The organism is Pseudomonas sp. RA_5y_Pfl1_P24 (genome assembly GCF_963970945.1).
Taxonomy (GTDB): domain Bacteria; phylum Pseudomonadota; class Gammaproteobacteria; order Pseudomonadales; family Pseudomonadaceae; genus Aquipseudomonas; species Aquipseudomonas tritici.
The window spans coordinates 21773-47998 of record NZ_CAXAOJ010000022.1 but is presented as its reverse complement, the minus strand read 5'-3'; the positions used below and the strand labels follow the sequence as shown (position 1 = coordinate 47998).

The window sequence follows — 26226 nt, the reverse complement described above, 5'->3', positions numbered from 1 at the left end:
CGCACGAAAATGGGGCAGAAACACTCACCCCCAGAGCGCCCCTGTAACTAATGGCGCAAACACCCGGCACAACCCCCATCCCTGTGGGGGCTGGAAAATTTGAATGAAGGTGTGTCAAGCCAGTAGCGCGGCAATCCACCTGGCCTGCTGGGAAATCTCCTGCCGCGTCTCTTCAGGCACCGCCTGCCGCGCGCGCTCCAGGCTGGCCAGGGTCTTTTGCTTTTGATGCAACATGCGCTGCCACTTGGCCAGGAACGCCGGACTGCGCGCCTGCATCTGCAGCGGGCCGAAGTACAGCTGTTCGGCGCTATAAGCCACCGGCCCAGCGCGCTCGGCGACGATGATTTCGTAGTAGAAGCGGTTCTCCCACAGCAGCTCTTCACTGAGGATGGAATAACCGTTATCCATCAGCCATTGGCGCACGGGTTGCTCGCCGCCGTTGGGTTGCAGGATCAGCCGTTCCTGGCCACTCAGGTAAGACTTGCCGTTTTCGAGAATGTCGCGAATCGTCTCGCCACCCATGCCGCAAACGCTGATCGCGGTGACGCCGTCACGGGGTTCAATGGCGGCCAAGCCATCGGCCAGGCGCACCGTAATCTGCTGCTCCAGGCCATTGGAGCGCACGGTGCGCTGCGCCGCATGGAATGGCGTAGCAGCCACCTCCCCCGCTACCGCCGCCACGATCAAACCACGGCGCATCAAGGCCACCGGCAAATAGCCGTGGTCGGAGCCAATATCCGCCAGGCGCGCGCCAGTCGGTACGTTCGCCCCCACGCGTTCCAGGCGCATGGATAAAGTGTGTTCGTTCAACGGCCCCGCTCCCCCGAAAAACGGTCCCGACTGTTGGTCAGGTGCAGCACCATGGCGGCGCGTGAGGCGTCAGGGTCCTGGCGTTTGATCGCGTTGAAGATCGCCTCGTGCTCCAGATTCGCCAGTTGCCCCAATTGGGCAAAGTCGGCGCCGCCACGCTCGTCACCCTTGAGTTGGGTGCGCGGGATCATCGCGTTCCCCAGGTGCAGCATGATCTCGGTAAAAAAAGTGTTGCCGGTGGCCTCGGCGATCAGTTGGTGAAAGCGTTTGTCTTCTTCCACACAAGTGTCGTTGTTGGCCAGGGACGCCTGGTAATCGTCGAGCGCCTGGCGCATGTGGGCCAGTTGAGCGTCGGTTCGACGCACCGCTGCCAGCGCTGCGGCCTGTACCTCCAAGCCCAGACGCAGCTCGAGCATATTGCGCACGCTGGCCACCGTGTCCACATGCAGGCGCAAACCCTGCTGGGCGTGCAGCGCCAATACAAAGGTGCCGATGCCGTGACGGGTTTCCACCAGGCCAGACGCCTGCAGTTTCGAGAGCGCTTCGCGCACGACGGTTCGGCTCACGCCATGCTCAAGCACGATGGTGGATTCCGATGGCAATTTCTCACCGGGCTTCAACTGGCCAAGCAGGATGCGCTGGGTCAGCGCATCGACCACGCCTTGGGCAAGGTTGGTGGGGCGTCTTCGCGGGGGGGTTCCACTTTCAATGGGCATTGCTACAAGTCCACGGGGCTGAGCTGGAGGGAGCTTAACACCCCGCCCGGCGACGGGCCCGGGTTGATTAAAAAAACCATCAGCTTGTATGACAACCAATCATCACGCTCACGTTTTTCACTCGAGCCATTGCGACTCTCCCAAACAATCAGACCGTTCAAAACCTGCATAAAACCTAGTAAAACCTATACAAAAAACCAAAAATATGATGTACGCAGGGTGTTATAGGCACAAAAACACGCACCAACGCATTGCGATCTCGCGAAACCTACTTGTATGATGTCTATCAACAAGACACGCAAACCCGCATAAAAATAATCAGGGGGAGTTTTGAATTGTGAACAATTCAAGCCATGCATCTGCCGCACCAGAAAGCGATTCGGTCCTCGCACGCGCCGTGAGCAAAGTGAAGGGCCATGTGCTCCCACTGTTCGTGATCATGTTCATCCTCAACTACATCGACCGGGTCAATATCGGCTTTGTGCGCACGCACATGGAGCATGACCTGGGCATTGGCGCCGCCGCCTATGGATTCGGCGCCGGACTGTTCTTCATCGGCTACGCCCTGTTCGAAGTGCCCTCCAATATGCTGCTGCAGAAGGTCGGGGCGCGAATCTGGCTGACCCGCATCATGTTCACCTGGGGCATCGTCGCGACGATGATGGCGTTCATCCAGAACGAAACCCACTTCTACATCCTGCGCTTCCTGCTGGGCGTGGCCGAAGCCGGCTTCTTCCCTGGGGTGATCTACTACTTCACCCGCTGGCTGCCCGGCGTGGAGCGTGGTAAAGCCATCGCGATTTTCCTCAGCGGCTCGGCGGTCGCCTCACTGATTTCCGGTCCTCTCTCAGGCGCACTGTTGCAGATCGAAGGGTTTGGCTTCCACGGCTGGCAGTGGATGTTTGCCATTGAAGGCCTGGCCTCGGTGGCGCTGGGGTCCTTTGTGTGGTTCTGGCTGGACTCCAAACCCCACGACGCCAAATGGATGACCCGCGAAGAACAGGACGCATTGGTCAATGCCATCGACCAGGAACAGCGCGAACGTGAAGCCCTAACCACCGTCAAACCGACCCTCGGCACGTTGCTGAAAGACCGCCAGATCCTGCTGTTTTGCGCGCTGTATTTCTGCATCCAACTGACGATCTACGCGGCGACATTCTGGCTGCCGAGCATCATCAAAAAGATGGGCGACTTGAGTGATATACAGGTCGGCCTCTTCAACTCGATTCCATGGCTGATCTCGATCATCGCCATGTACACCTTCGCCTCGCTGTCGGGCAAGTTCAAGTTCCAGCAGGCCTGGGTGGCGGCGGCGCTGTTGATTGCCGCCGCAGGCATGTTCATGTCCACCATCGGCGGGCCGATCTTTGCCTTTGTGGCGATCTGCTTTGCGGCCATCGGCTTCAAGTCGGCGTCGTCGCTGTTCTGGCCGATTCCCCAGGGTTACCTGGATGCGCGCATTGCCGCCGCGGTGATCGCGCTGATCAACTCGATCGGTAACCTGGGCGGTTTCGTTGCACCGACCACCTTTGGCTTTCTGGAACAGACCACCGGTTCGATCCAGGGCGGCCTCTATGGCCTGGCCGGCACCTCGGTGCTCGCTGCGATCCTGGTGTTTTTTGCCAAGACGTCGCCCTCCGCCGTGCTGGCGCCAACTGTGCCTACGGGTGCCGCCCTCAGCAAACCTCTTTGAGCCCATTTAGGAACTTGCCATGAACACTCCCGTCGTTACCCACTTCCAGGTCATCCCCGTCGCCGGCCACGACAGCATGCTGCTCAACCTCAGCGGCGCCCATGGGCCTTACTTCACGCGCAATATCGTCATTCTCAAAGACAGCGCCGGCAATACCGGCGTGGGCGAAGTACCCGGTGGCGAGCGCATCCGCGAGACCCTGGAAGACGCCCGCAGCCTGGTGATCGGCCAGCCCATTGGTCAGTACCAGCGCGTGCTCAACCAGATGCGCAGCACCTTTGCTTGCCGCGACTCGGCCGGGCGCGGCCTGCAGACGTTTGACCTGCGCATTACGATCCACGCCGTCACCGCCATGGAAGCCGCGCTGCTCGACCTGCTGGGTCAATTCCTCGATGTCCCGGTGGCCGCCTTGCTCGGCGAAGGGCAGCAGCGCGATGCCGTGAAAATGCTCGGTTACCTGTTCTACGTCGGCGACCGCAGCGCTACCAACCTCGCTTACCGCAACGAGGCCGACAGCGACGATGAATGGTTCCGCCTGCGCCACGAAAAAGCCCTGACGGCCGACGCCGTGGTGCGCCTCGCTGAGGCTGCCAACGCCAAATACGGCTTCAACGACTTCAAGCTCAAAGGCGGCGTGCTCAGTGGCGATGCCGAAATCGAAGCCGTCACGGCCTTGGCCGAACGTTTCCCGGATGCCCGCATCACCCTAGACCCGAATGGCGCCTGGTCATTGAAAGAAGCCATCCGCCTGTGCCGAGACCAGCACCACGTACTGGCCTATGCCGAAGACCCCTGCGGTGCCGAAAACGGCTACTCAGGCCGCGAAGTCATGGCCGAATTCCGCCGCGCCACGGGGCTGAAAACCGCCACTAACATGATCGCCACCGACTGGCGCGAAATGGGCCACGCCATCCAGCTGCAATCCGTCGATATTCCTCTTGCCGACCCACACTTCTGGACGATGCAGGGTTCGGTGCGCGTCGCACAGATGTGCCATGAATGGGGCCTGACTTGGGGCTCGCACTCCAACAACCACTTCGATATTTCCCTGGCGATGTTCACCCAGGTAGCCGCCGCCGCGCCGGGCGACATTACCGCCATCGACACCCATTGGATCTGGCAGGACGGTCAACGCCTGACCAAGGCGCCACTGAAAATCGAAGGCGGCTACGTGAAAGTGCCGAGCAAGCCAGGCCTGGGTGTAGAGATCGATATGGACGCCGTGGCCAAGGCCCATGAAGTGTACAAAGGCATGGGCCTCGGGGCGCGGGATGACAGCGTGGCGATGCAATTCCTGATTCCGGGATGGCGCTTCAACAACAAACAGCCGTGCCTGGTGCGGTAAGGCCAAAAACACGCAAACAAATATGGGAGCTGGCTTGCCTGCTCCCACACTCGAACTGCTTCGTGCTGAAGTGCGCGTTTTCGTATTAAGGTTTGCGGACGACTGCCGGTGTTTTTTGGATCGCAATCGGCTGCACAGTCAGCTCAACCCCTAACGCCATCATCAGCTTCTGGATCGTCTCATAGCGCGTTTTTGATCCGCCTTTCAGCGTTTTGTAAAGACTCTCGCGATTAACCCCCGCCGCCTCGGCCACCTTGTTCACGCCCTGGGCTTTGGTGACCTCCGCAAGTGCCTTCATCAGTACCTGTGGGTCTTGAGACTTCATGCTTTGCGCCAGATACGCACTGATGGTGTCCGGGCTGTCGAGGAAGCGCGAAGCTTCATAGACGCGGGTACCGGACGTATCAAGATCGAGGATCGGCATATCCTCGGGTTTGAATTTCGATTCGCTCATTTCATCGACCTCTCAGGGCATCAAGAATCTCTTTCGCCCCCTTCTCCGTGCGTCACCCACTCATCAAGATCTACAGGGCTAGTCATAGGCTTCCGCAAGGCCCCTGCCGTAGCTCGCGCGCATCCCGCGCCGGCCAAATGCGGCCATCTGTCGCATCCCGCCAACCTCCCCTCCTGCCCTCACCCCTCCCGCCGATAACCTTATTAACCGCATGCCAATACCCTGCGCCCCCTCCCGATTGAGCCCCCACCATGAACCCACTCGCCCTTCTCAAAAAAGCCCGGCCCGACCGTCAAGGCACCACCACGCTCACCTGCACCGCCAACGAACTGGAGCCGTCCTTAGCCACCCTGCGCATCAGCCCGACGCTCATCACCGGCTTCATCTCCCCGCACCTGGACATCGACCAAATCGCCGCCAAGCTCAAACGGCGCTTTCCCCAAAGCACCATCAGCCTGTGCACCACTGCCGGCGAGTTGTGCAACGCAGCCAAGACGCTTTACTGCACCACTGGCGAACGCTGGGACCGGATTGTGCTGCAGTTGTTCGACGACAGCGTGATCGCTGCCGCCGAGGTGGTGATGGTGCCGTTGGAGTGTGAGGACATTCGCAGTGGCGGCAAGCGCCTGGGGATGCAGGAGCGGATTGCCAAGCTGGTAAGCAATATCAAAGGGGTGCAGGTGCATACGCAGATCGATCATCGCGATACGTTGGCCTATGTCGTGTTTGACGGGTTGTCGGCGTCGGAGTCGTTTTTCATGGAGGCGCTGTATGAGTCCGGGCGTTTTCCGTGTTTATTCGTGGGCGGGTCGGCCGGGGGCAAGTCGGACTTCCAGAAGACGCTGATTCACGACGGCCAGCGCAGTTATCAGAACCATGCGCAGATTGTGTTCCTGAAGACGGCAGCCCAAGTGCGCTTTGGCGTGTTCAAGAGCCAAAATTTCAAGCCGGCGGATTTGACCTTCAGTGTGCTGACCGCGTCGGTAGAGGACCGCACGATTGACCAGGTGATCGACAGCAGCGGCAACATCAAGAACATGGTGCAAGCGCTGTGCGATGCGTTCAACTGCACGCCCCAGGCGCTGGAATCGAAGCTGGCGGACTACTCGTTTGCCATCCGCGTGGGCAGTGAGTTGTTCGTGCGCTCCATCGCGCGCATCGACTATGAGCAGCAGATCGTGCAGCTGTTTTGCGACGTGGCACCCGGTGAAGAGTTGGTGATGGTGCGGCGTACGCCGTTGCGTGAGGCAACGCGTTTGGACTACGAGCAATTTTTGCGCGGCAAGGGTGGCCAGCCGGTGGCGGGTATTCTAAATGACTGCATTTTGCGCCGGCTGAACAACGGCGCCGAACTGGGCAGCATGGCCGGCACGTTTGGGGATGTGCCGCTGGCGGGGTTTTCGACCTTTGGTGAAATCCTGGGGCTGAACCTGAACCAGACGCTGACCGCGATTTTCTTCTTTCGGGTGGCCAAAGGCGTCAGTTTCAATGACGAGTACGTCGACAATTTCATCGCCCATTATGGCGAGTTCAAGGCGTTTTTCCTGCGCCGGCAGGTGAAGAAACTGGCGGGCTTGAACCATGTGGTGGTCAAGCAAATTAACGCGTTCAAGAACAAAGACTTCACCGACACCCTGAATACCCGTGGGCTGGACCGCAATATCCTGCCGGTGTTCGAAGGCCTGGCAGACTTGGGCCAAGTGTTGGCGCAAGCCGAGCGGCAGCAGGAGGACATTGCTTCGCAGCTCAAGCATTACTCGGGTGAGTTGCATGCGTCGATGGATGATCTGGTGGGCACCATTGACCGGCAGAACAGCGTGTCTGCCCAGGCTGGAGCGACGGTGGAGGGGCTGTCGAGCCAGGCAGATATCGCAGTGGAAGGTGCACGCACCCTGGCGGGTTCAAGTTTGCGTATCCAGTCGATTGTGCAGGTGATCCAGCAAATCGCCGGGCAGACCAACCTGCTGGCGCTCAACGCCGCCATCGAGGCGGCGCGCGCGGGCGACCTGGGCCGGGGCTTTGCGGTGGTGGCGGACGAAGTGCGCAAACTGGCGGAGATCACGCGTAAGAATGCGGCGGAGATTAGTGTGGATATCGACCTGCTGTCGAGCGAGATCCAGCGCGTTGCCCAGCAGATTGAGGACCAGTCCACCGGGGTGGGCGCGCTGCGCGAAATGCTCGATGCACTGGAGGCGTCAAGCCGTGCGACTGAGGGGACAGCGCAACGCACGAAGACCCTTGCGGATACGTTGACTGGGCTTACGCACGCGTAGGCCTTAAGCGGAAGGCGCGGGGGTCTGAGTCGGCTGGGCTGCAATGCGCATGAGCAAAATGCGCTTGCAGTGCCTGGTGGACAGTGGCGCTTCAGGGTTTGAAGTTTTTCATCAGTTTGAACAGATGGCCGGGCCAGATCCAACGTGTTGTTGGCTGCTCGCGGGTGTCTGCCAGGGCGTCGAGCAAGGTGTTGTTGGGCGCTTCGCCAGCAGGAATATTCAAGGGCGAGCGCTGTTGCACTTGATCGCTTAGAGGATCAGTGGGCTTGTACAGCCTACCGGTGGACTTATCCATCAAATAGCCAGCGGTCTTGCCGTGCTCGGTGAGGTGCCAGACACCATTCACGGTTTCGGTAAGTGCTTTGAAGGGCGGGAGCCTTATGTTCTTGTCCGTGGTTTGAACGACATGGTCCTCGCGCTTGGCTCTTTTGAAGGTGGCGAACTCGCTGCCCAGTGGAGGTTGATCAGCGCCTTCACTGGAGAATTTTTTTACCATCCGCTCCAGGAAGGGTATGCCCCCAATATTGGAGAACGTTCCCTGGCTCGGACTCAGGATGTATCGTAAAAAGCCCTGGTCGAGACGGGTACTGTTGATCGCCGAACCCTCCAGGATTCTTGACGCGTCTGCGGCGTCCTCTGGCTTGTAGTCGCACGTCACCTGGAACCCGTCCCAGTCATAGCGAACGTTGCTCCCCGCGAGTTGAAGGCCGTCGCTGTAATGACGGTAGGTGCCGAGTTCTATGGCCACTCGATCTACGAAATACAGGTCCGCACCTTCCGCTTTTGCATAGGCGTACATATCCGAGATCAAGGCACGGTCATCACGGTTGAGGAAATCGGCGTGGTTTTGAGTGCCGTTGTAGACAGTGGCGGGTGGCTTGGCAACGGGGGGTTCATTGCCGTTGTACAAGCGCGACATCATGAGGTCGCGGCCGTTAACGGAAGCTGGGGCCGACTGGGTGGCGACCTTGGGCGCCGTTGATGCCAGCGCTTCCCACGCTGCACGTCGTTCATTGACGGTGAAGGGGCCACCGTCATCCCCGGCAATCAGGCTGAGCTGATTGCGCGCGAGTTCTTTAAACGGGTTGCTGTCCGTACCGTTGACGAAACCAGTGGCGTGCCGCGCCCGTGCCAGGAGCTCTGGGGTTTCGGTGCTGGGAGTTTCCGTATCGTGCTGAGCTTTATTGGCGAGGTAATGGTCACCCGTAATCGAATGGAGTGGGTTGGCGCTCATCTGGCCGGCCCGGGTTTCAGCCCGTGTTGCAGCTTCGCTCAGCTGACGAGCCAGGATTGAGACGGTGCTGCTAGTAACGTCACGGATCGTAGCTGAAGCCACAGCCGTCTGATCGTTAGCGTGTGGAACCGTAGACAACGGAACGGCACTGACGGAACTACTTGTTGTCATGCGCCCGTAGGATGCGGATGCCTGAGGTTGAACAGTGATCATGGATGTTCTCCCAGCCCAGGAGGAAGCCGAAGCTACCCGGCATTAAATATACGTTGGTTATCTATTTAAAAACAAACTCGAAGCAACTTAATCCCCAGCAGCTTCCACTGAGTTAGTACCTGTATTTAAATACCACTGAGTCTGCACCCGCAGGCCGAGTATAGCGGGGCGTCCCCCCGTATACATCATGATAGATTCTGACACGCGAGCCATTACCGAAAGACTGAACATTGAAGTCCGACAGTGTTCCGGAAGAGTTTGGAAGAATTTTCCTGCAGTCCTCTTGAGAACTGAAGGGGCGCGAGTAGCACAACTTCACAGCCTCCATGATACTTTCAGGATAGTAAGTCGTATTCCATTGCACTTCCACTAACTGCTTGGGATCAGCGAGGGTCCCGGTTGGGAAATCAGAGCTCACAACACTGAAACTTGCAAACCCTACACCGGCACTGGTATCGGAATTGGAATTGGATAACACGAGCACAGGGCCGGGCGCCTCAGACTTAGGAATAGACCTTTCCTGCGCCTGCACTCCTTCGTTAATGAAAATCACCAAAGCAGCAACCAATGCGAGCAGATATTTGCTTGGGCCTGAACGACGAACAAACACAATCGCGCTTTCCATAATCATCACCATAGCGTCAGGCGTTAACACATAACGTTCAAATCAATCCAACCGTAAGATTTACGCCCCCACCCTTGCACGATTAATTAACCGAATAAAGCCACCCACTTCCTAAAATAACGAAAGATAACGCCGTCATACTTAAACGTAGGAATACGTCAGAAACTTCCTGGTCCAGCCTCCCCTCTATTAAAACTCCTTGTTTCAAGGCATGATGCGGCCCTCATATCAAGGATGATAAAAACTGTGAAAACCACCCTCACCGCGCTGCTACTGATTATCCTGGCGGCGCCTGTATTCGCCGAAACCCCACCTATCGGCTTCCAAAACGTCACCGTCCCGGATACGCAGCGCCCATTGCAAATGGTCGTCTGGTACCCCACCGCCGCCGCCACTAAACCCGAGCTGATCCGTGACGACGCAGTGTTCTTCGGCGCCCTCGCGGTGCCCGACGCGCCTGCGCAAAGCGGCGAACACACGCTGGTGGTGCTCTCCCATGGTTACGGCGGTAACTGGGGCAACCAGGTGTGGCTGGCCAGCGCCTTGGCCCATCAGGGTTACATCGTGGCGGCGGTCAACCATCCCGGCACCACCAGCAAGGACCGCAGCCCGCAGGCTGCCGCACAGTTATGGCAACGGCCCAAAGACCTGAGCCGGGCCATCGATGCGGTGATCGCTCAGCCTAAGCAGTTCGGCGCGGTGGCGAAAAACCGGATCGCCGTGGTGGGTCACTCTATTGGGGGATGGACGGCCATGGAAATTGCCGGTGCACGCTTCGACCCGGACCTCTTCGCCCGCGACTGCAATGCACACCCGAAGTTGGGCGGCTGCATCGGCTACCAGCAGATCAAACCGGCCGAGACACCGGCTGCGAAGGCCCAACTGGCCGCCGCCCTGCGCGACCCACGCGTCGGCGCCGTGGTGACATTGGACCTGGGCCTGTCGCGCGGCTTCACCGACGCCAGCCTGGCCGCACTGCCGGTGCCGGCACTGGTAATTGCGGGGGGCGTGCCAACGGAGGATATGGACCCCAACCTGGAGTCCGCCGATATGGTCAAGCGGTTGCCTAAAGCCTCGACACACTACGTAGAGATCGCCGACGCCACTCACTTCAGCTTTATGTCGACCTGCAAGCCGGGCGGTATGGCGTTGATCGAAGAGGACTCGCCAGGCGATGGCATGATTTGCCGCGATGGTGAAGGGGCTCGCCCCAGGGCGGTGATTCAGCAACAGGTGATTGGGTTGATTACTGAATTCCTGGGAAAGTCTTTCCGAAATTGAAACAGGGATAAAACCTAGAAGATTATCAATGCAGTGAGCGCACCACGTTACCTTATGCACCACTGCTATACGATCATTTGAACACTTACTTATAGAGCGTGACATGCAAGAAAGCAGAAATTTAAAGGGACTACGAGGTTGGCTTATATTAGTTGGAATAGGCCTGTTTGCAACAGCTTTCCGCCTGACCAAGATGCTTCTCGAAGTGCATTACCCTATCTTCGCAGAGGGTACATTTACCGCTGTCACCACGCAGGCATCACCCTTGTATAACCCGCTGTGGGGGCCGATCCTGATTTCAGAAACACTTATCAACGCACTCATGGCTGCTACCTACGCTTATTTGATCTACCTGTTCTGCACAAAGCACTACTTGTTCCCCAAGGTTTATATAGCCGCAGTCGTTGTATCGGCTATTTTCATTCCTCTTGATGCATGGGCATGCTCGCTTGTTCTGGCGGATCAACCCATATTCGACTTCAACACAGCGAAAGAAATGGTACGTGCATTGATTGGCTTGTGTGTATGGGTGCCCTATATGCTTGTCTCTAAACGGGTCAAGGCCACGTTTGTAGAGCGCCGGCCAGAGAGCGGCGACACGCTCACGGCTGCCAACCTTTAACAGGGCACCCTGCTCGTGTTCTCTGCAATGGCGAGTCATGCGGCGCAAAGGGTTATGGATACACCTAAAAACGCCCCGTTCGCCTATCAAGCGGTGTACCGCTACCTCGTCGAGTTGATTGAGGCAAGCCCTTCGCAAGGCGACCACAAGTTGCCGTCGCTGCGCCAGTTGGCGCAGCGCCTCGGCGTATCGGTGTCGACCACCAAGTACGCCTACGCGCTCCTTGAGGATGAAGGACGGGTATACGCCAGGCCCAAGTTCGGTTACTTCACCCGTCTGCAGCCGACGGCTGTCTCAACTGAGCGCGCACCCAGCCTGCTCGATCAGGTCTTTGCCAATGCCCGCCAGCCGGGCATGCTGGCCCTGAGCAGCGACGCACCGGCCATGCTGATGTCGCTGGAAAACCCACTGCTGATGATTGAGCGGGAGATGGCCCGCCAATACCCGCGCTCACTGACACCGTTGTACCTGCCCTTTGGCGAACCGGAGCTGCGCGCTGCATTGGCCGAGCGCTACACCTGCTCCACTGACAACTACTGGCAGGCCGATCAGGTCTATGTCGGCGCGGACCTGCACAGCGTGCTGGCGTTGTCGCTGAACGCCCTGGGCTTGGCGGGCACAGTGGCGTTGGTGGAGTCTCCGTGCTCGTGGGCGATCCTGCGCCAGCTTAAAGCCGCGAACATCCGCGTGATCGAACTGCACCTTGACGCCGACGGGCGCTTCGACCTGCCTGCGCTTAATCAACTGCTCAAGCACGCACCCATTCGCCTGGCGGTGCTGTCATCCACCGTGAACATTCCCCACGGCAGCCGCATGCCGGCTGAGGATAAACAGCAGATCTGCCAATGGCTGGCGGAGCGGGATATCTGGTTGTTCGAAAACGACACCTACGGCGAGTTGTATTTCGCGCCCCGGCCGGCCCGCTATCGCGACGTTGCCGACCCGCAGAAACTGCTGGTGTTTTCGACCTTCGACAAGGTGATCGGCTCGGAGGCACCCTACGGCTATGTGCTGTGCCGTGGGTGTGGGGCGCAGTTGCAGCAGGCGTTCCTGGCGCGGGCATTTCGTCTGTCGCCGATCCGCCAGAAGGCGATTGCCAAGCTATTCACTTCCAAGCGCATCGACCCGCATCTGCACACGCTGCGGGCCTTGTTGCAGGACTGTATGACCCGGCTGAAAGGCCTGCTGGACGAACACGGCAAGGGTGCCTTTGAAGTGCAGATCCCGCAGGGTGGCGCGTGTTTTTGGCTGGAAGCCACGCGTCTGGTCGACATGCAGCGCGTGTTCGATTGCCTGCTGACAGAACGCATCGTCATCGCCCCCGGCGAACTGTTCAGCCAGCAAGGTGCCTGGAAACAGCATGTGCGCCTGAGCTTTACCCTCGATTGGAGCAAAGACATCGCCCAGGCCGTGGAGCAACTGGCCCGGGCAATTCGTCAAAGTCCGTAGCAGTGCCGCGCCTCAGGGAAACGACCGTGACGCACGTCTTCGGCAAACCGTTCGCAGGCATCGCGGATCACCGCGCCCACGTCCGCGTATTGTTTGACGAAACGCGGCATCTGCTCGCCGCCCAGGCCCAGCACATCCTCAGTCACCAGCACCTGGCCGTCGCAGGCCGGTGAAGCGCCGATGCCGATGGTGGGCATTGCCGAGTCGAGGGTGATCTGCCGGGCCACGCCCTCTGCCACCCCTTCGAGCAACAGGCTGAACGCACCCGACTGCAGATTGGCCCGTGCATCCTCGGCAATCCGCGCGCCGGTTTCGGCGGTGAGCCCCTGAGCCTTGAAGCCGCCCATCACGTTGACGAACTGCGGCATCAGCCCCACATGCGCCATCACCGGAACACCGCGCGCCACCAGAAACTCGACGGTGCCGGCTAACGCCTGGTTGGCTTCCAGCTTGACGGCGTCGCAGCCGGTGCGCGCCAGCACCTGGGCGCAATTGCGGAAGGCCTGTTCATTGGATTCCTGATAACTGCCAAACGGCATGTCGGCAATCACACAGGCCAAGCGCGTGCTATCGACCACGGCCCGTGTGTGGCCGATGATTTCTTCAAGTTGCATGCTCAAGGTCGAGGGGCGGCCGTACCCGACCATGGCCGTGGAATCACCGACCAGGATGAAATCGACCAAAGGATCGATCAGCTTGGCGATGGCGCTGGAGTAAGCCGTCAGGGAGACGATTTTCTGCTGGCCCTTCATGGCGACCAGTTGCGGGACGGTCATGCGTTTGGTGCGGGTGTGGATGCTCATCAGTGTCGTCCGTTGTGCGCTGGAGGACCCGATTATTGGCAAAAGGGAGGGCGATTCAATACACAGATTGGCGCTAAAAAGCGACTCAGGGAATGGCGTCGGTTTTTAAGCTGGTATCATCCCGAGCCTGTACAGCCCGGGTAGAAAGACATGAACCGCCAGAAAAAACTGAAGCAGCTCTTCAAGGCCAAGGCCAAAAAGGCCAGCGCCAAATTGGCGCCGAAGAGAAAGGATACGTACGTCAGCAAGGCAGACCGGGAAAAGCTGGCGGCTGAAGCGGCTCAAGAGCCAAGTACTTCCCAGGACAGCTGACTCAGCAACCGCTCAACGCCCAGGCGATCGAAAACTCAACCAATACCGCCAATCCCCCTGTGGGAGCTGTCGAGCTTTAGCGAGGCTGCGAAAGCGGTGGGCCAGGCGAGAAAGGGGCTGGCAATGCCGCCGCCTTCCCAGCCTCGCAGGGGCTCGACAGCTCCCACATGTGATCTCTGCTGCGGTGGGTGCTGCGCTCGCCGTGCCGGTCAGGAGAGTGGTGATGCGTCGGTCAACCCCTCCCCACCGACCCTGACACCGGAAGATTCCCCAGCAACTTGAGGCCGGTGCTCTTCACAAAGGTGTCGTAGTCCATCGGTTTCTGGAGGCGCGTCTCAGCGTTGGGTAGCACATACGCCCAGGCTCGCTTGCTTGAGGCGTCGTACACCAATTTAAACAGCCGCGTCGGCACCCAGACGTGGTTGTCGCCGATGGTGCCGTGGCCCGGGTCGAACAGCGGACCGGTGAATACATACACATCGCCGCCAGCACGCTTGGCAAACTTGCGCACGTCGGCCTCGACCTTGCTCCAGATCTTGCGGTTGTTGGTGGGGTCTTGCGGCACCATGTTCGACAGTGCAAAGGATTGGGCCATCGCGTGGGCATCCGGTGCGTCGGCGGCCGGGGCCTGGTGGCCGCGGTCCACAGCCGGGTGCTGGCTGCGGTAGTCACTCAACTCAGCACGCCCAGCCTTGGGGATGCGTGGGTCGGGGTAGAACTGGTTGGTACGCTCCTCGCCTTTCGCCTCTTTCAACTGCGCAGCATTCAGGCGTTCGACCACCACCAGCGGCGTCTTGCTGGTTTGCGAGTACAGCACTGCAAACGTGTCGGAACACAGCGCCAGAGGTGTCATTGACGCAGGGATGGTGGCGGTTTTGATCGGCGTATTGGCAGGGAAAAGATCAGCGCAACCATCAAATGAAGCGCGTTGCTCGGTGGGGGTGTAGGGGTTTGCCAGGTTGCGGGCTTCTACAGCGGTAGAGAGCAAAACAAGGGCAGACAGCCCGACTGCAATGTTGCGTAGGTACATGCTCTAGATCTTATGCTGAGGGTAAAACGGACGACAGGTTCCGAGGCACGGAACCTACAGGCGCACGACCACAGACAATCGTGCGGGGTGTATGGACCCTCATAAATCACTTTGGTGCCGCGCGCTCGCCCCGTTACGCCGTCAGGGGCAGCATCACCACAAATTCGCTGCCCTTGCCATGCCCATCACTCTTTCCCGAGACCGTACCGCCGTGGGCTTCGACCAGTTCGCGCACGACGGTCAAGCCAATGCCCAGGCCGGCGCTGTTGAAACCGATGGCGTGGGCGTCTTGCACATAAGGATCAAAAATGAACGGCAGGGCCTTGGCGGTCACGCCGATGCCATTATCGCAAATGCAGATCCTCAGTTGATCGGCCTCCACGGTGACCACCATCGAGATTCTGCCACCGGCCTGGGTGTACTTGGCCGCGTTGCCCAGCAAGTTGTGCAGGATCTGCGCGAGCCGCACGGGGTCACCGCTCATGATCAGGCTAGCGTCGGGAAACGCCACGTCGAACTGCTGATTTCGCGCGATCATCACCGGGCTGCACGCGTCGACTACGGCATTCAAGATGCGCAGCATGTCCACCTCGCGACACTGGATGCGCAGCTTACCGGTGCTGGCGCGCGAGACATCCAGCAGGTCGTCGACCAGTTCGGAAATATGCTGGACCTGGCCTTCGATCAACTCACGCATGCGCGGCAGTTGGTCGCTGGGCAGCCTGACCATGCGCTCGGCAATCAGGCTGATAGGCGTCAGCGGGTTACGCAGTTCATGGGCGACCATCGCCAGGATGCTTTTCTGCTGGCCCAGTGCAAGCTCGGCCGTGGCCTGAAGGTCCTGGGCACTGAGTGCAGCGATCACCAATTGCGCATTCGCCTCGCGCAGCTCCTGGAACAGCAGCAGCTCCTCGACCTGAGGCGCCGCGATCGCGTCGGATTGCGTCAGGAGTATTGCCAGCACCAGTTGCTGATTGGCTTCGATCAGTTGCTCGACGTGCTGGGCGTCTTCCAGACGATTATTCGCGTCACTCAGTTGATCCTGCAGCGCAGCCAATACCGCGCGGGCTTCAACGGTTTTGCGGCCGAGCAGGAAGAGTTCGTGGGCAGCATTGGCTACCTTACGTTCCTCCTCTCCAGCGCGGTCACTCATGAGTCAGCTCAAACATTGTCACGCCCTGTATGCCGGGTCGTCGGGCGACCGCCAAGAAGCCCCTCCTGATCGGGAAGCATCTCGCCGATCTGCAGGCCATCGTCAGTGATGTGGTATTGGCGTAACTCATCGCAGTGGGCACTGGCACGCAGTTTGACCACGGCCATGATGCGCAGCAGGCGGCTACGCACTTCAATGTAGCGCTGCACGATGATCGCATCGGTCAGGAACGCCGTGCCGTAGGGGCTGAAGCGCAGGTCGGTGTAGCGGTCTTCCAATTCCGAAGTCATCAACACGCTGACGCCGACGCGGGTCAACGCCGTGGCCATGCGCGACAACGACTCACGAAAGTCCGCCCGAAAGGTCGGCGCCAGGGCCAACTCGAAGCCCGACAACGAATCGATAACCACCCGCGTGGCGTTCATGCGCCTGATTTCACCGAGCAACTGCTGGACGATTTCGTCAATCGACAGGTCCGGCGCCCGGCTGTCCACCAGACTGACTTTGCCACATTTGATCAGGTCGATCAGTGTGGCGTTTTGCGAGCGGTTGGGCCGTTGCTCGAACACCGCAATAACACCGGTTTCGCCATTGCGCGCACCCTCGGCCAGAAACGTCGCCGCCAGAATGCTTTTGCCCGACCCCGAAGGCCCCGCAACCAACAGTGAGTAGCCCCGGCAAGGTCGGTTGGCCGCGCATCTTCATGATTTCCATCTTGCGCACCATCGAATCGCGCTCGACGCTCTGACGCAACCAGATCAGCCCATCGGCCACGGTGAAGATCGGATTGGTGTCGGTTTCGGTGAAATATTCGCCAATCAGGAAGGTGGTCCCTGCCAGGTCGTCATCAACATGCCCAACTGCTGAACGAACTGCGGGAGGTTGTTGTTGGGGTTGGTCTGAGTCTGGCTGGCCAGCACCACCGAACGGAAGGAATCGACAAACACCAGCGACGGCGAATGTGCCTCCACTTCGCTGACAATGCGCCGCAGCACTTCATCCAGATTACCGGCCAGGGTGTCATCGGCCAGGTTGATATAGCGGATCGATTGGTTGATCACATCAGTGTCGAAAAAGTCGAACTGCTGCTGATAACGCAGCATCTTCAGCGGCGGCTCGCCCAGCACGGTAAAAAACAGCGCGGGGCGTTCAGGGGTCGCAAGGGCAAACATCATTTGATGCGCCAGCGTGGTCTTGCCGCAGCCAGGTGGGCCGGCGATCAGGTTGAACGAAAATTCCGGCAATCCTCCGCCCAGCACCTCGTCCAGACCTGGCACACCGGTAGCCAGGCGGTTGATAGTTACTTTGGAGCTCATGGCGAATTTTCCTGCAAAGGGGTGTCGCTCAAAGAAGGTTCCCACACGTTGCGCAGTAACTGGGCGGTCAGCGAGGGCCCGATCAGCGAGGTCAGCAACGTGTAAAAGGTGATCAGCAGCACCTCACCGAAAAACAGCGCATCGGCTTCGCTTTGCTCGATCAATACAGTTTTGAGGCCGATCAGGTCCGGCGTGACCTGTACACGTTCGTACGTGGCGGCCAGCCGAGTGTGCTTCGAGGCGCTGAGGAGCAGGCTGCGGCGCAAGAGCGCCACAACCCCTTGCTGCCCGATGATGGGCGTGAGTGCTGCGTCCATGTCCTGCAATATCGAAATGATCGCCTCGGCGATGCCTGCGATATCAGCGGTGGGACCAACACGGTACGCCAGAGACGCTACGATCTGGCGGCTCTCTTCGCTTAGCGTGGACATGACGGGCTAATATCTGATGAATTGAGGTGCCAGCCAACACCCTATGGCGGTCGACCGAAGGTTTAATGAGCCATGGCCTCTCTATGGGCCCGTCGCCCTGGCTTAAAACCATGATCACGTGCCGCCCACGCGATCACCAGCGCTACGCCGATCAATACCAGCCACCCCACCAGACTGCTGTTTGCCAGCGCCTGCTCGACAATAAATGTGTAGGTCTGAAACAACACCGCCCCATGCGTGTGGCCAGGGTCAAGCCGCCCAGTACATCGTCAGAGCAACTGTAGCCCGCCTCCCCCGCATATTCCTGCGCCTTGCCGTCCACTTGGAATAGCCACGCGATGCGGCGACCATTGCTCGGCAGTTCGTACTGGATGCACTCATTGTTGGGCATAGGTGGTGGGAATGCTGATGCGCAGCAGCGCCCGACGGCACGGATTGGGCACCCATCACTTCCTGCTGAGATGAACCGAGCACTCGGAACACGCCCGCAGGCTAAAGTGAACCCAGGAATAAAGGCGCTCCGTGGAGCGCCTTTACTCTATTCACGTTACTGCTCGCTGATGGACTTAACATCAGCCTTGGCAGCACCACCAATCGCGATGCGCTTAGGCTTGGCTTCCTCCGGTACAACCCTGAGCAAATCAATGCTCAGCAAACCATTGGCGAGCTGTGCGCCCTGCACTTCAATGTGGTCGACTAGGCGAAACGACAAACGGAACGCGCGCTGGGCGATACCCTGGTGCAGATAGGTGATGCCTTCATTGTGTTCGCGCTTGCCGCCGGCGACGGTCAACACGCCTTTTTCCACCTGGATCTCCAGGTCATCCTCCACTAAGCCTGCGGCCGCGATGACGATCCGGTAATGATCATCACCGTGCTTTTCGACGTTGTGGGGTGGGTAGGTGGTACCGGCCTCGCTGCGAAGCGCCGATTCAAAAAGGTCGTTGAAACGGTCAAAACCGACAGAGTGGCGCAACAGTGGGGCCAAGGAAAGAGTAGTAGCCATTACAAAATCTCCTGAGTTTTCTCCAAGTGATTTGATACGCGACCCGGATTCGGCATCGCGTAAAGCCTAAGTAGGTTCAGGAGGAAATTTTTCAAGCATCGCCTATAAATTTTTTTACGGGCCCATCAGAGCGCTCCCCGCCATCCGTCACGAAGCAAAACCGCGGCAAGCTGGATGAGTTGAGCACGATGGCCGTCAGCGGTCCATTTCCAGGCAGGCTGACGGGCTAATATTCATGCGTGAGTGAGGTAGCAGCGCCAGTACCCTCTGCGACTTCAGCATTGAGTTGACGGAACTCGCGCCACTTGATAGCCAGAAACAGGTTCAGGAATTCAGCTCCCAGCGCCTCGCGTGCCCACGTTGAACGGTGCAATGCGTGCAACGCTGTAAGCCAGTCGGCGGGTAGAAAATCGGTCGCCTGTTCATAGCCATCGCCCTCAACCGCCGCGCCAGGGTCGCTTTGATGAGTGATGCCGTAGCGAATGCCCGCGAGTACTGCGGCCGCGGCGAGATAGGGGCTGGCATGGGGGCAAAATATTGCCAGCGAGTCAAACAAGGTTGCCATCATCCCCCCAATGGAGTGACGCAACAGCGGTGCGCCCTGTGGGTCTGCGCTCGCGTACAGATTGTGACCCTGCTCGTCGGCCAGGCTGACGTGCAAATGCATACCGCTACCCGACTGATCGCTGAACGGTTTGGTCATGAAGCACGCTTGCAGCCCATGTTTGTTGGCCACGCCTTTGACCCAGCGTTTGTAACGTACGCCTTCATCAATAGCGTGGAGTGCGTCGAAACGATGCTCCCGCGTCAAGTCGACCTGGCCCGCAGCGTACTCGGATATCGCCGTACGCACGGGTAACCCCTGTAGCGCGCAAGCCGCGTAAAGGTCATCAAGAAACGGTTGAAGCTGCTCGAGTTCGTATACGCCATAAACCTGAGGTGCAACAGGGCGTACGCCATTGGCCTGCAACGCCGGCTGCGGTCGACCGTTGACGTCGCGCTGTTGGTCCAGCAAGTAAAACTCCAATTCAACGGCCATTACCGGATGGAATCCATCGGCTTCCAGCCGTTCGATGGTGTTCGCCAGTACATGGCGAGGGTCGTGCTGTCGCGGCGAATTTGGCTCAGCAACAGTTATCTGGCAACGCTGGATCTGGTGCCGCAAGGATTGAGCTCGCGATATGCGTCATTGCGGCCATTGTTCAAGCAGTATTGAAACAAACTTTTCTGCCGCGGGAGAGAGTGATGCGCCGCGGCGGTAAACCAGACCCAGGGAGCGGTTCACTATCGGCTCAATCAACGGCACGCTGACCAAGGTGGGGTGATCATGCGCCGGCATGGCCAGGCTCGGCATCGCCGACACCCCCAGCCCGGCTTCCACCAGACCCAGCGAGGTCGAGAGGTGCTGGACCTCGTAGAACCATTGTGGACGCCAACTCAAGCCTGACAACGCGTGATCAAGCAACATGCGATTCCCGCTCAGGCGGCCCACCCCAATAAGACGGTAATCACTGAGCTCAGACCATGTGACAGCACTGCGTCCAGCGAGCTCATGATCACGCCGGCAGGCCAAAACAAAAGGTTCTATGACAAGGGGCACGAACTCAATATCAGGATGCTGCCCACTCATCATGTTGATACCGAAATCAGCCTCCCCTCGCAGTACCGCTTCAAGCCCCTCGTTTGCACTCAAGTCCAGCAGGCGGATGCGAATTTGCGGATAGCGCTCGTTGTACAGACGGATCACCGACGGTAGGAAATAGAATGCGGCCGTCGGGATGCACGCCAGGGTGACTCGGCCAATCTGGCGCTGTGCAAGTTCGCGGATATTGAGAATCGACTCATCGAAATCATCCAGCAATCGGCGCGCCTTAGGCAGGAAGTCCCGACCGACGCTCGTGAGGCTGACCTTGCGCGTGGTGCGATCCAGCAATGCGGTGCCCAGCCCCTCTTCGAGTTTTTTGATGCGACGACTGAGTGCGGGCTGAGACAGGTGAAGCGCATCGGCAGCTTCGTGAAAGCTGCCAAGTTCGGCGATCTTCACGAAAGATCGGATATCGTTAAGCTCATAATCCATGTCTTGCCTCACCAACAGAAGAAGTCGACCAATAATTTAAAGCAAATCCATCATTCGTCAAACGCAATAATTGCGTCAATTTTTGCATTGGAAACATTTTTTATTCTTTGAGACTCTTGCTCCAAGAGCATCAATTACGTCAATTGATCAACAAGAGTCAGAGTCATGCAAAGAATTCCCTGTGTGCTGATGCGCGGTGGTACCTCCAAGGGGCCGGTGTTTCTCGACTGGGATCTGCCGGCCGTAATCGCGGAACGCGACGAGCTACTGATCAACGTGATGGGCTCCGGCCATGAACTGGAGATCGATGGTATTGGCGGTGGCAGCCCGCAAACCAGCAAGGTCGCGATTGTCAGCCCTTCCCTGCACCCGGACGCGGACGTCGATTACCTGTTCGTCCAGGTGATGGTTTCGCAGCGCCGGGTCGACAGCGCACCCAACTGCGGCAACATGCTGTGTGCCGTCGGCCCGTTCGCCATCGAGCAGGGCTTGGTCAAAGGTACGCCGGGGCGCACTCGCGTGCGCATTCGCAATGTGAACACCGGGACCTTTATCCATTCCGAGGTATGCACACCGGATGGCAAAGTCAGTTACGAGGGCGACACCGCGATCGACGGTGTGCCGGGTACTGCGGCGCCGGTGCAACTGACGTTCCTTGATGCAGCCGGCAGCAAGACCGGCAAACTCTTCCCCACTGGCAACACGCAAGATGTGATCGATGGAATTGCGGTCACGTGCATCGACATGGCAATGCCCATGGTGCTGATCGAAGCCAGCCAACTGGGCAAGCGTGGCGATGAAAGCCCGGCAGAACTGGACGCCGATAAAGACTTCCTGCGGCGCCTAGAGTCATTGCGACTTCAGGCAGGCCTGGCGATGGGCCTGGGTGATGTCAGCGACAAAGTGATTCCAAAGCCGGTGCTGGTCTCGCCCGCCAACGCTGGCGGTACGCTCCAGGTTCGCTATTTCATGCCACACAACTGCCACCGCGCCCTGGCCATTACCGGCTCGATTGGTTTGGCCACCGCATGCGTTATAGAAGGCAGCATTGTCGCGCAGATGCTCGGCGGGATCAGTACGCCGCGCCTTGAAGCGGTGCGTATCGAGCACCCAAGCGGCGCAATTGATGTCGTATTGTCATACACCGGCGTCAAGGGTGAGACAATCCAAGCTTCAGTCGTACGCACCGCACGCAGGCTTTTCTCCGGCTACGTCTATGCCACGGACTCTCAACGCCTCGCCGGATAACTCCGGCGATCGTTGGCATTTTTGCATCCGCACAATTCTAAAAATGGGTGATGCCATGAAAGTTGTTAAATCGCTCTACTTCCAGATTCTCTGCGCCGTGGTGCTGGGTATCGTCGTCGGACACTTCTGGGCCCAGCAGGCCATCGCGCTCAAACCGCTGGGTGATGCATTCATCAAACTCATCAAGATGATGATCGCTCCAGTGGTGTTCTGCACCATCGTCACCGGCATCGCCGGGATGAGCGACAAACGCTCGCTTGGGCGCCTGCTCAGCAAAACCATGCTGCTGTTCTTCGTATTGACGGTGATCAGCCTGGTGATCGGCCTGGTGGCGGTATATGTGTTCCAGCCGGGCGCCGGCATGAACATCGATCCCAGCCAACTGAGCACCAAGGGACTGACCCAGTACACGGAATCGGCCGCGAAACTTGGGGTTGTAGAGTTTTTCATGCACATCATCCCTGAAACCTTTATCGGTGCCTTCAGTAAAGGTGAAGTGCTGCCGGTGCTGTTTATCGCGGTGTTGTCCGGCTTTGCCTTGTCGTCGCTGGGCGAGCGTGGCAAACCGGTACTCGACGTACTCGAATCCGCCTCGCACATGGTCTTCAAGATTTTCTCTTATCTGATGCGCTTTGCACCGATCGGCGCTTTTGGGGCCCTGGCGTTCACCGTCGGCCAGTACGGCATCACCTCGCTGGGTTCGCTGGCAAAGCTGATCATGACCCTGTACATCGCCTGCGGCTTCTTCGTCTTCGTGGTACTGGGCAGCATTTGCCGTGCGAACGGCTTCAGCCTGTGGAAACTGCTGCGCTACTTTCGCGAAGAATTCCTGGTGGTACTCGGAACCTCCTCCACGGAACCTGTCATGCCGCGCATGCTGGAGAAACTCGAAGCACTGGGTTGCAAGAAAGGCGTCGTGGGCCTGGTACTGCCCACCGGCTACTCGTTCAACCTTGACGGTACGGCCATCTACCTGTCGTTGGCGGCGATTTTCATTGCCCAGGCCTGCAACATTGACCTGAGCCTGATGCAAATCATCACCATGCTGGCAATCATGCTGCTGTCCTCCAAAGGCGCCGCCGGCGTTACCGGCAGCGGGTTCGTGGCGCTGGCCTCGACCCTGACGGTCATTCACGACATCCCGCTGGCCGGCCTGGCGTTGCTGATCGGCGTTGACCGCTTCATGTCTGAAGCCCGGGCCCTGACCAGCCTGGCCAGCAACGCGGTTGCGACAGTGGTTATTTCGATGTCAGAAAATGCCTGTCACCGTGAAACGCTGAACCGGGCGCTCGACGGCAAATCTTCTGCGGTACAGGGAAAAGCCTGGGAAGACCTGCCGGTCGCCAAACGCGTCTAGCGAAAACTGAATAACGCTTACCCCTGACTGCCCCCCCCCCTCCCCGCCAGGCGCCGTTGTGCCGCCCGGCGGGTCAGGGCTCGTGCGCCTCGGCGTCAGCCATTCTTACGATAACAACAAGAGAATCCTCCTATGCTCGCTTTCCTTGGCCTGGCCATGGTGGTCGTATTCACCTTCCTCATCATGACGAAGCGTTTGTCGCCGATCGTCGCCCTCACCGTCGTACCTATCGTCTTCGCCGTGATAGGCGGTTTCGGCGGCACCACGGGCAAGATGATGCTCGACGGCCTGAAAATGGTCGCACCGTCTGCCGCACTGCTGCTGTTTGCCATCCTGTTCTTTGGCCTGATGATCGACGCAGGGTTGTTCGACCCGCTGATCCGCAAGATCCTCAAGCGCGTCAATGGCGACCCGATGAAGATTGCGGTGGGCACTGCTCTCCTTTCGTTGCTGGTTGCACTCGACGGCGACGGCACCACGACCTACATGATTACCTGCGCAGCGATGTTGCCGTTGTACAAACGTATCGGCATGAACCCGATGATCCTGGCGACTATCTCCATGCTGTCCCTGAGCATCATGAGCGGCATGACACCTTGGGGTGGCCCCGCGACACGGGCCATCGCAGCGCTGGGCCTGGATGCCGGCGAATACTTCGTGCCGTTACTGCCGACCATGATCGGCGGTGCCATGTGGGTGGTCTTTGTGGCTTTCATACTGGGGCGAGCCGAACGCAAGCGTATTGGCAACGTGCAACTGCAAAGCGGTGGCGGCGATTGCTACATCAACGCGATTCTTGAGAACACGCCCCACAAACGTCCCAAACTGGCCTACGTCAACCTGGTGCTGGTGATTGCGGTGATGGTGGCCCTGGTGATGGGGCTGATGCACTCCGCGATCCTGTTCCTGATCGGCTTTGTGCTCGCACTGATGATCAACTACCCGCAATTGGATATTCAGAAAGAACGCATCCTGGCGCACTCGGGCAACGCTATGACGGTCGTGCTGCTGGTGTTCGCCGCAGGGATTTTTGCCGGGATTTTTTCCGGCACCAAAATGGTGGATGCCCTGGCCCAGACGCTGGTCGATTGGATCCCTCCGTCCTGGGGCCATCTGTTTCCATTGGTGGTCGCGATCACCAGCATGCCGCTGACCTTCGTGCTGTCCAATGACGCCTACTATTTTGGTGTAGTGCCAATTCTTGCCAATGCGGCCGCCGCTTACGGCATCGACCCAGTAGAAATCGCGCGTGCGTCTATCCTCGGGCAACCTGTGCATCTGATGAGTCCGTTGGTCGCATCGACTCTGTTGCTGGTGGGAATGGTCGACCGAGACATTGGCGATTTCCAGAAAGCCACTGTCAAGTGGGCGGTGTTGACCTCCTTGGTCGTCACCGCGCTGGCCTTGTTGACTGGGGCCATCGGCCTGTTTACCTGATTCATCTCTCTGCTGCCTTCCAACGCGCCTCGCTCACGGGGTGCGTGTCGCCCTGCACGCCAAATAACAACAACGAGACGTTTGCCATGAACCCTATGTATACCCGTCGGGCCCTTTTTTGTGCATTGGGTCTGGTACCCATCGCCGGTGCCAATGCCGAAGGCTTTATTGATGACAGCAAGCTCAAGCTGCAACTGCGCAATGTGTATTTCAACGAGAACTTTCGCGATGAGCACGGCATGAGTTCACGTGCCGCGAGAACGGCAAAAAGCGAACGTACGGAATGGGCCCAGGGATTCTTGCTGGACTATCAGTCCGGATTCACTGCGGGCACTCTCGGCTTCGGCATTGATGCCCTGGGGCTCTACGGCGTAAAGCTCGACTCAGGACGCGGTCGCAGCGGTACCGGGCTCATGCCGCTTCATGACGACGGCCGCGCAGCAGGCGAATTTGCCAGCGCCGGCGCCACTGCGAAAGCCCGGTTCGCCAAAACTACCGTCAAGTACGGCACCCTGCTGCCCAAGACCCCGGTGCTGATTCACAACGACGCACGCCTGTTGCCCCAGACCTTTCAGGGCACCCAGGTCAGCAGTAACGACATCGAGAACCTGACGATCACCGGCGGGCACCTGGACCGTTTCAAATTACGCGACTCCACCGACAGCGTGCCGATTGTGCCGGATGGCTACAGCGGCGAAAAGTCAGGCGACTTCAACTACGCCGGCGCCGAGTACAAATGGGGGAAAAACACCCGCTTGAGTTACTTCTACGGCGAACTGGAAAACTTTTACCGCCAGAACTTCGCTGGCATCCAGCACGACCTGCCGCTGGCCGGAGGCGTGCTGACTGGCGACCTGCGGTACTTCAACAGCGCTGATAGCGGCTCTGCCTACGCAGGCAAAATCGATAACGACATGCTCAGCGGGCAATTGTCCTACGCGATCGCTGGCCATACCGTTGGCGGGGGCTACCAGAGCCTGCGCGGCGATGCCGGTTTGCCCTACATCAGTGGCGCAAGCGTTTACTCGTTCAGTAACGCCGGCATTGGCAAGTTCATCGAGGAAGACGAAAAGACCTGGATGCTCAACTACGGCTACAACTTCGCCGCCGTCGGCGTCCCCGGCCTGACTTTCTCTGCGCGCTACTTGAGCGGCAATGACGGCAAGTCCACCACCACGGTCAAGGAATGGGAGCGCGATACCGAACTGGCCTACGTTGTGCAGGCCGGCACGTTCAAGGGCCTGGGCGTGCGCATGCGCAACTATGTGTACCGCTCGGAGTTCTCCCGAGGGCGCGACAGCAACCGCCTCTACCTCACCTATGACATCGCCCTCTGGTAAG

Annotated in this window: 22 protein-coding genes and 3 pseudogenes; 11 read left to right on the top strand and 14 right to left on the bottom strand. The window is 58.9% G+C overall.

The window, feature by feature from the left end; genetic code table 11:
• Positions 1–114 precede the first annotated feature (114 nt).
• Together AACY30_RS26195 and AACY30_RS26190 are read right to left on the bottom strand one after the other, a co-directional pair.
• Entirely contained in the window at positions 115–810 is a 696-nt protein-coding gene (locus tag AACY30_RS26195) for a tRNA (adenine(22)-N(1))-methyltransferase (RefSeq protein ID WP_339471322.1), read from the bottom strand.
• Positions 807–1526, bottom strand: coding sequence for a FadR/GntR family transcriptional regulator (locus AACY30_RS26190; RefSeq protein ID WP_339471323.1), 720 nt, complete (start codon positions 1524–1526; stop codon positions 807–809). The genes AACY30_RS26195 and AACY30_RS26190 overlap by 4 nt, the downstream gene beginning before the upstream one ends.
• Before the next feature lie 337 nt (positions 1527–1863).
• Here AACY30_RS26190 and AACY30_RS26185 point away from each other — a divergent pair, with 337 nt between their 5' ends.
• Complete coding sequence (locus tag AACY30_RS26185) at positions 1864–3219, top strand: MFS transporter (RefSeq protein WP_339541356.1); 1356 nt, start codon at positions 1864–1866, stop codon at positions 3217–3219.
• A gap of 19 nt (positions 3220–3238) precedes the next feature.
• Positions 3239–4564 (top strand): glucarate dehydratase, encoded by a 1326-nt coding sequence (gene gudD / locus AACY30_RS26180; protein ID WP_339541355.1) that lies wholly within the window; start codon positions 3239–3241, stop codon positions 4562–4564.
• Positions 4565–4649: 85 nt separating this feature from the next.
• Here the strand turns inward: gudD and AACY30_RS26175 are convergent, their stop codons facing one another.
• On the bottom strand, positions 4650–5018 hold the full coding sequence (locus AACY30_RS26175) for an addiction module antidote protein (RefSeq protein WP_339541354.1): 369 nt from the start codon (positions 5016–5018) through the stop codon (positions 4650–4652).
• A gap of 251 nt (positions 5019–5269) precedes the next feature.
• Between AACY30_RS26175 and AACY30_RS26170 the strand changes: the two genes are divergently transcribed.
• Positions 5270–7291, top strand: coding sequence for an FIST N-terminal domain-containing protein (locus AACY30_RS26170; RefSeq protein WP_339471327.1), 2022 nt, complete (start codon positions 5270–5272; stop codon positions 7289–7291).
• Positions 7292–7382: 91 nt separating this feature from the next.
• Here the strand turns inward: AACY30_RS26170 and AACY30_RS26165 are convergent, their stop codons facing one another.
• Complete coding sequence (locus AACY30_RS26165; RefSeq protein ID WP_339541353.1) at positions 7383–8738, bottom strand: hypothetical protein; 1356 nt, start codon at positions 8736–8738, stop codon at positions 7383–7385.
• A 112-nt stretch (positions 8739–8850) separates the two neighbouring features.
• The gene (locus AACY30_RS26160) at positions 8851–9363 is read right to left on the bottom strand and encodes a hypothetical protein (RefSeq protein WP_339541352.1); all 513 of its coding nucleotides are present in this window, start codon (positions 9361–9363) and stop codon (positions 8851–8853) included.
• Positions 9364–9609: 246 nt separating this feature from the next.
• On the opposite strand from AACY30_RS26160, the gene AACY30_RS26155 reads away from it, so the two are divergent.
• From AACY30_RS26155 to AACY30_RS26145, 3 genes are all read left to right on the top strand, one after another.
• On the top strand, positions 9610–10644 hold the full coding sequence (locus tag AACY30_RS26155) for an alpha/beta hydrolase family protein (RefSeq protein ID WP_339541351.1): 1035 nt from the start codon (positions 9610–9612) through the stop codon (positions 10642–10644).
• A 103-nt stretch (positions 10645–10747) separates the two neighbouring features.
• On the top strand, positions 10748–11266 hold the full coding sequence (locus tag AACY30_RS26150; RefSeq protein WP_339471331.1) for a DUF2569 domain-containing protein: 519 nt from the start codon (positions 10748–10750) through the stop codon (positions 11264–11266).
• A 54-nt stretch (positions 11267–11320) separates the two neighbouring features.
• Complete coding sequence (locus tag AACY30_RS26145; RefSeq protein ID WP_339541350.1) at positions 11321–12715, top strand: aminotransferase-like domain-containing protein; 1395 nt, start codon at positions 11321–11323, stop codon at positions 12713–12715.
• Here AACY30_RS26145 and panB read toward each other — a convergent pair.
• Complete coding sequence (gene panB, locus AACY30_RS26140; protein ID WP_339471333.1) at positions 12703–13518, bottom strand: 3-methyl-2-oxobutanoate hydroxymethyltransferase; 816 nt, start codon at positions 13516–13518, stop codon at positions 12703–12705. The two genes, AACY30_RS26145 and panB, sit on opposite strands and share 13 nt — an antisense overlap.
• A 150-nt stretch (positions 13519–13668) precedes the next feature.
• Here panB and AACY30_RS26135 point away from each other — a divergent pair, with 150 nt between their 5' ends.
• Positions 13669–13830, top strand: a complete 162-nt coding sequence (locus tag AACY30_RS26135) for a DUF2986 domain-containing protein (RefSeq protein WP_339471334.1) — start codon at positions 13669–13671, stop codon at positions 13828–13830.
• 232 nt (positions 13831–14062) lie between these two features.
• Here the strand turns inward: AACY30_RS26135 and AACY30_RS26130 are convergent, their stop codons facing one another.
• From AACY30_RS26130 to AACY30_RS26095, 8 genes and pseudogenes are all read right to left on the bottom strand, one after another.
• On the bottom strand, positions 14063–14860 hold the full coding sequence (locus tag AACY30_RS26130; protein WP_339471335.1) for a DNA/RNA non-specific endonuclease: 798 nt from the start codon (positions 14858–14860) through the stop codon (positions 14063–14065).
• Between the two features lie 133 nt (positions 14861–14993).
• On the bottom strand, positions 14994–16013 hold the full coding sequence (locus tag AACY30_RS26125) for a sensor histidine kinase (protein ID WP_339471336.1): 1020 nt from the start codon (positions 16011–16013) through the stop codon (positions 14994–14996).
• 8 nt (positions 16014–16021) lie between these two features.
• Positions 16022–17329: pseudogene (locus AACY30_RS26120) on the bottom strand (RAD55 family ATPase).
• Positions 17326–17760: a hypothetical protein gene (locus AACY30_RS26115; protein ID WP_339541349.1), complete on the bottom strand. Its 435-nt coding sequence runs from the start codon at positions 17758–17760 to the stop codon at positions 17326–17328. The pseudogene AACY30_RS26120 and the gene AACY30_RS26115 overlap by 4 nt, the downstream one beginning before the upstream one ends.
• A 167-nt stretch (positions 17761–17927) precedes the next feature.
• Positions 17928–18151, bottom strand: a pseudogene (locus tag AACY30_RS26110) (LysR family transcriptional regulator); the annotation flags it as partial.
• Between the two features lie 156 nt (positions 18152–18307).
• The gene (locus tag AACY30_RS26105) at positions 18308–18766 is read right to left on the bottom strand and encodes an Hsp20 family protein (RefSeq protein ID WP_339471339.1); all 459 of its coding nucleotides are present in this window, start codon (positions 18764–18766) and stop codon (positions 18308–18310) included.
• Positions 18767–18999: 233 nt separating this feature from the next.
• A pseudogene (locus AACY30_RS26100) lies at positions 19000–19868 on the bottom strand (glutamine synthetase family protein); the annotation flags it as partial.
• An 84-nt stretch (positions 19869–19952) separates the two neighbouring features.
• Positions 19953–20843, bottom strand: coding sequence for a LysR family transcriptional regulator (locus AACY30_RS26095; RefSeq protein WP_065873293.1), 891 nt, complete (start codon positions 20841–20843; stop codon positions 19953–19955).
• A gap of 165 nt (positions 20844–21008) precedes the next feature.
• Between AACY30_RS26095 and AACY30_RS26090 the strand changes: the two genes are divergently transcribed.
• From AACY30_RS26090 to AACY30_RS26075, 4 genes are all read left to right on the top strand, one after another.
• On the top strand, positions 21009–22091 hold the full coding sequence (locus AACY30_RS26090; protein ID WP_339541348.1) for a 4-oxalomesaconate tautomerase: 1083 nt from the start codon (positions 21009–21011) through the stop codon (positions 22089–22091).
• Positions 22092–22134: 43 nt separating this feature from the next.
• The gene (locus AACY30_RS26085) at positions 22135–23448 is read left to right on the top strand and encodes a dicarboxylate/amino acid:cation symporter (RefSeq protein ID WP_339471341.1); all 1314 of its coding nucleotides are present in this window, start codon (positions 22135–22137) and stop codon (positions 23446–23448) included.
• A 132-nt stretch (positions 23449–23580) separates the two neighbouring features.
• Complete coding sequence (locus AACY30_RS26080; protein ID WP_339471342.1) at positions 23581–24885, top strand: CitMHS family transporter; 1305 nt, start codon at positions 23581–23583, stop codon at positions 24883–24885.
• A 95-nt stretch (positions 24886–24980) separates the two neighbouring features.
• On the top strand, positions 24981–26225 hold the full coding sequence (locus tag AACY30_RS26075; protein ID WP_445261457.1) for an OprD family porin: 1245 nt from the start codon (positions 24981–24983) through the stop codon (positions 26223–26225).
• Position 26226: the final 1 nt, after the last annotated feature.

Bases quoted from the DNA above. Each gene is read 5' to 3' on its own strand.
- AACY30_RS26190 (WP_339471323.1), bottom strand. From the start codon at position 1,526: ATGCCCATTGAAAGTGGAACCCCCCCGCGAAGACGCCCCACCAACCTT.
- gudD (WP_339541355.1), top strand. From the start codon at position 3,239: ATGAACACTCCCGTCGTTACCCACTTCCAGGTCATCCCCGTCGCCGGC.
- AACY30_RS26175 (WP_339541354.1), bottom strand. From the start codon at position 5,018: ATGAGCGAATCGAAATTCAAACCCGAGGATATGCCGATCCTCGATCTT.
- AACY30_RS26170 (WP_339471327.1), top strand. From the start codon at position 5,270: ATGAACCCACTCGCCCTTCTCAAAAAAGCCCGGCCCGACCGTCAAGGC.
- AACY30_RS26165 (WP_339541353.1), bottom strand. From the start codon at position 8,738: ATGATCACTGTTCAACCTCAGGCATCCGCATCCTACGGGCGCATGACA.
- AACY30_RS26160 (WP_339541352.1), bottom strand. From the start codon at position 9,363: ATGGAAAGCGCGATTGTGTTTGTTCGTCGTTCAGGCCCAAGCAAATAT.
- AACY30_RS26150 (WP_339471331.1), top strand. From the start codon at position 10,748: ATGCAAGAAAGCAGAAATTTAAAGGGACTACGAGGTTGGCTTATATTA.
- AACY30_RS26145 (WP_339541350.1), top strand. From the start codon at position 11,321: ATGGATACACCTAAAAACGCCCCGTTCGCCTATCAAGCGGTGTACCGC.
- panB (WP_339471333.1), bottom strand. From the start codon at position 13,518: ATGAGCATCCACACCCGCACCAAACGCATGACCGTCCCGCAACTGGTC.
- AACY30_RS26135 (WP_339471334.1), top strand. From the start codon at position 13,669: ATGAACCGCCAGAAAAAACTGAAGCAGCTCTTCAAGGCCAAGGCCAAA.
- AACY30_RS26130 (WP_339471335.1), bottom strand. From the start codon at position 14,860: ATGTACCTACGCAACATTGCAGTCGGGCTGTCTGCCCTTGTTTTGCTC.
- AACY30_RS26125 (WP_339471336.1), bottom strand. From the start codon at position 16,013: ATGAGTGACCGCGCTGGAGAGGAGGAACGTAAGGTAGCCAATGCTGCC.
- AACY30_RS26115 (WP_339541349.1), bottom strand. From the start codon at position 17,760: ATGTCCACGCTAAGCGAAGAGAGCCGCCAGATCGTAGCGTCTCTGGCG.
- AACY30_RS26105 (WP_339471339.1), bottom strand. From the start codon at position 18,766: ATGGCTACTACTCTTTCCTTGGCCCCACTGTTGCGCCACTCTGTCGGT.
- AACY30_RS26095 (WP_065873293.1), bottom strand. From the start codon at position 20,843: ATGGATTATGAGCTTAACGATATCCGATCTTTCGTGAAGATCGCCGAA.
- AACY30_RS26090 (WP_339541348.1), top strand. From the start codon at position 21,009: ATGCAAAGAATTCCCTGTGTGCTGATGCGCGGTGGTACCTCCAAGGGG.
- AACY30_RS26085 (WP_339471341.1), top strand. From the start codon at position 22,135: ATGGGTGATGCCATGAAAGTTGTTAAATCGCTCTACTTCCAGATTCTC.
- AACY30_RS26080 (WP_339471342.1), top strand. From the start codon at position 23,581: ATGCTCGCTTTCCTTGGCCTGGCCATGGTGGTCGTATTCACCTTCCTC.
- AACY30_RS26075 (WP_445261457.1), top strand. From the start codon at position 24,981: ATGTATACCCGTCGGGCCCTTTTTTGTGCATTGGGTCTGGTACCCATC.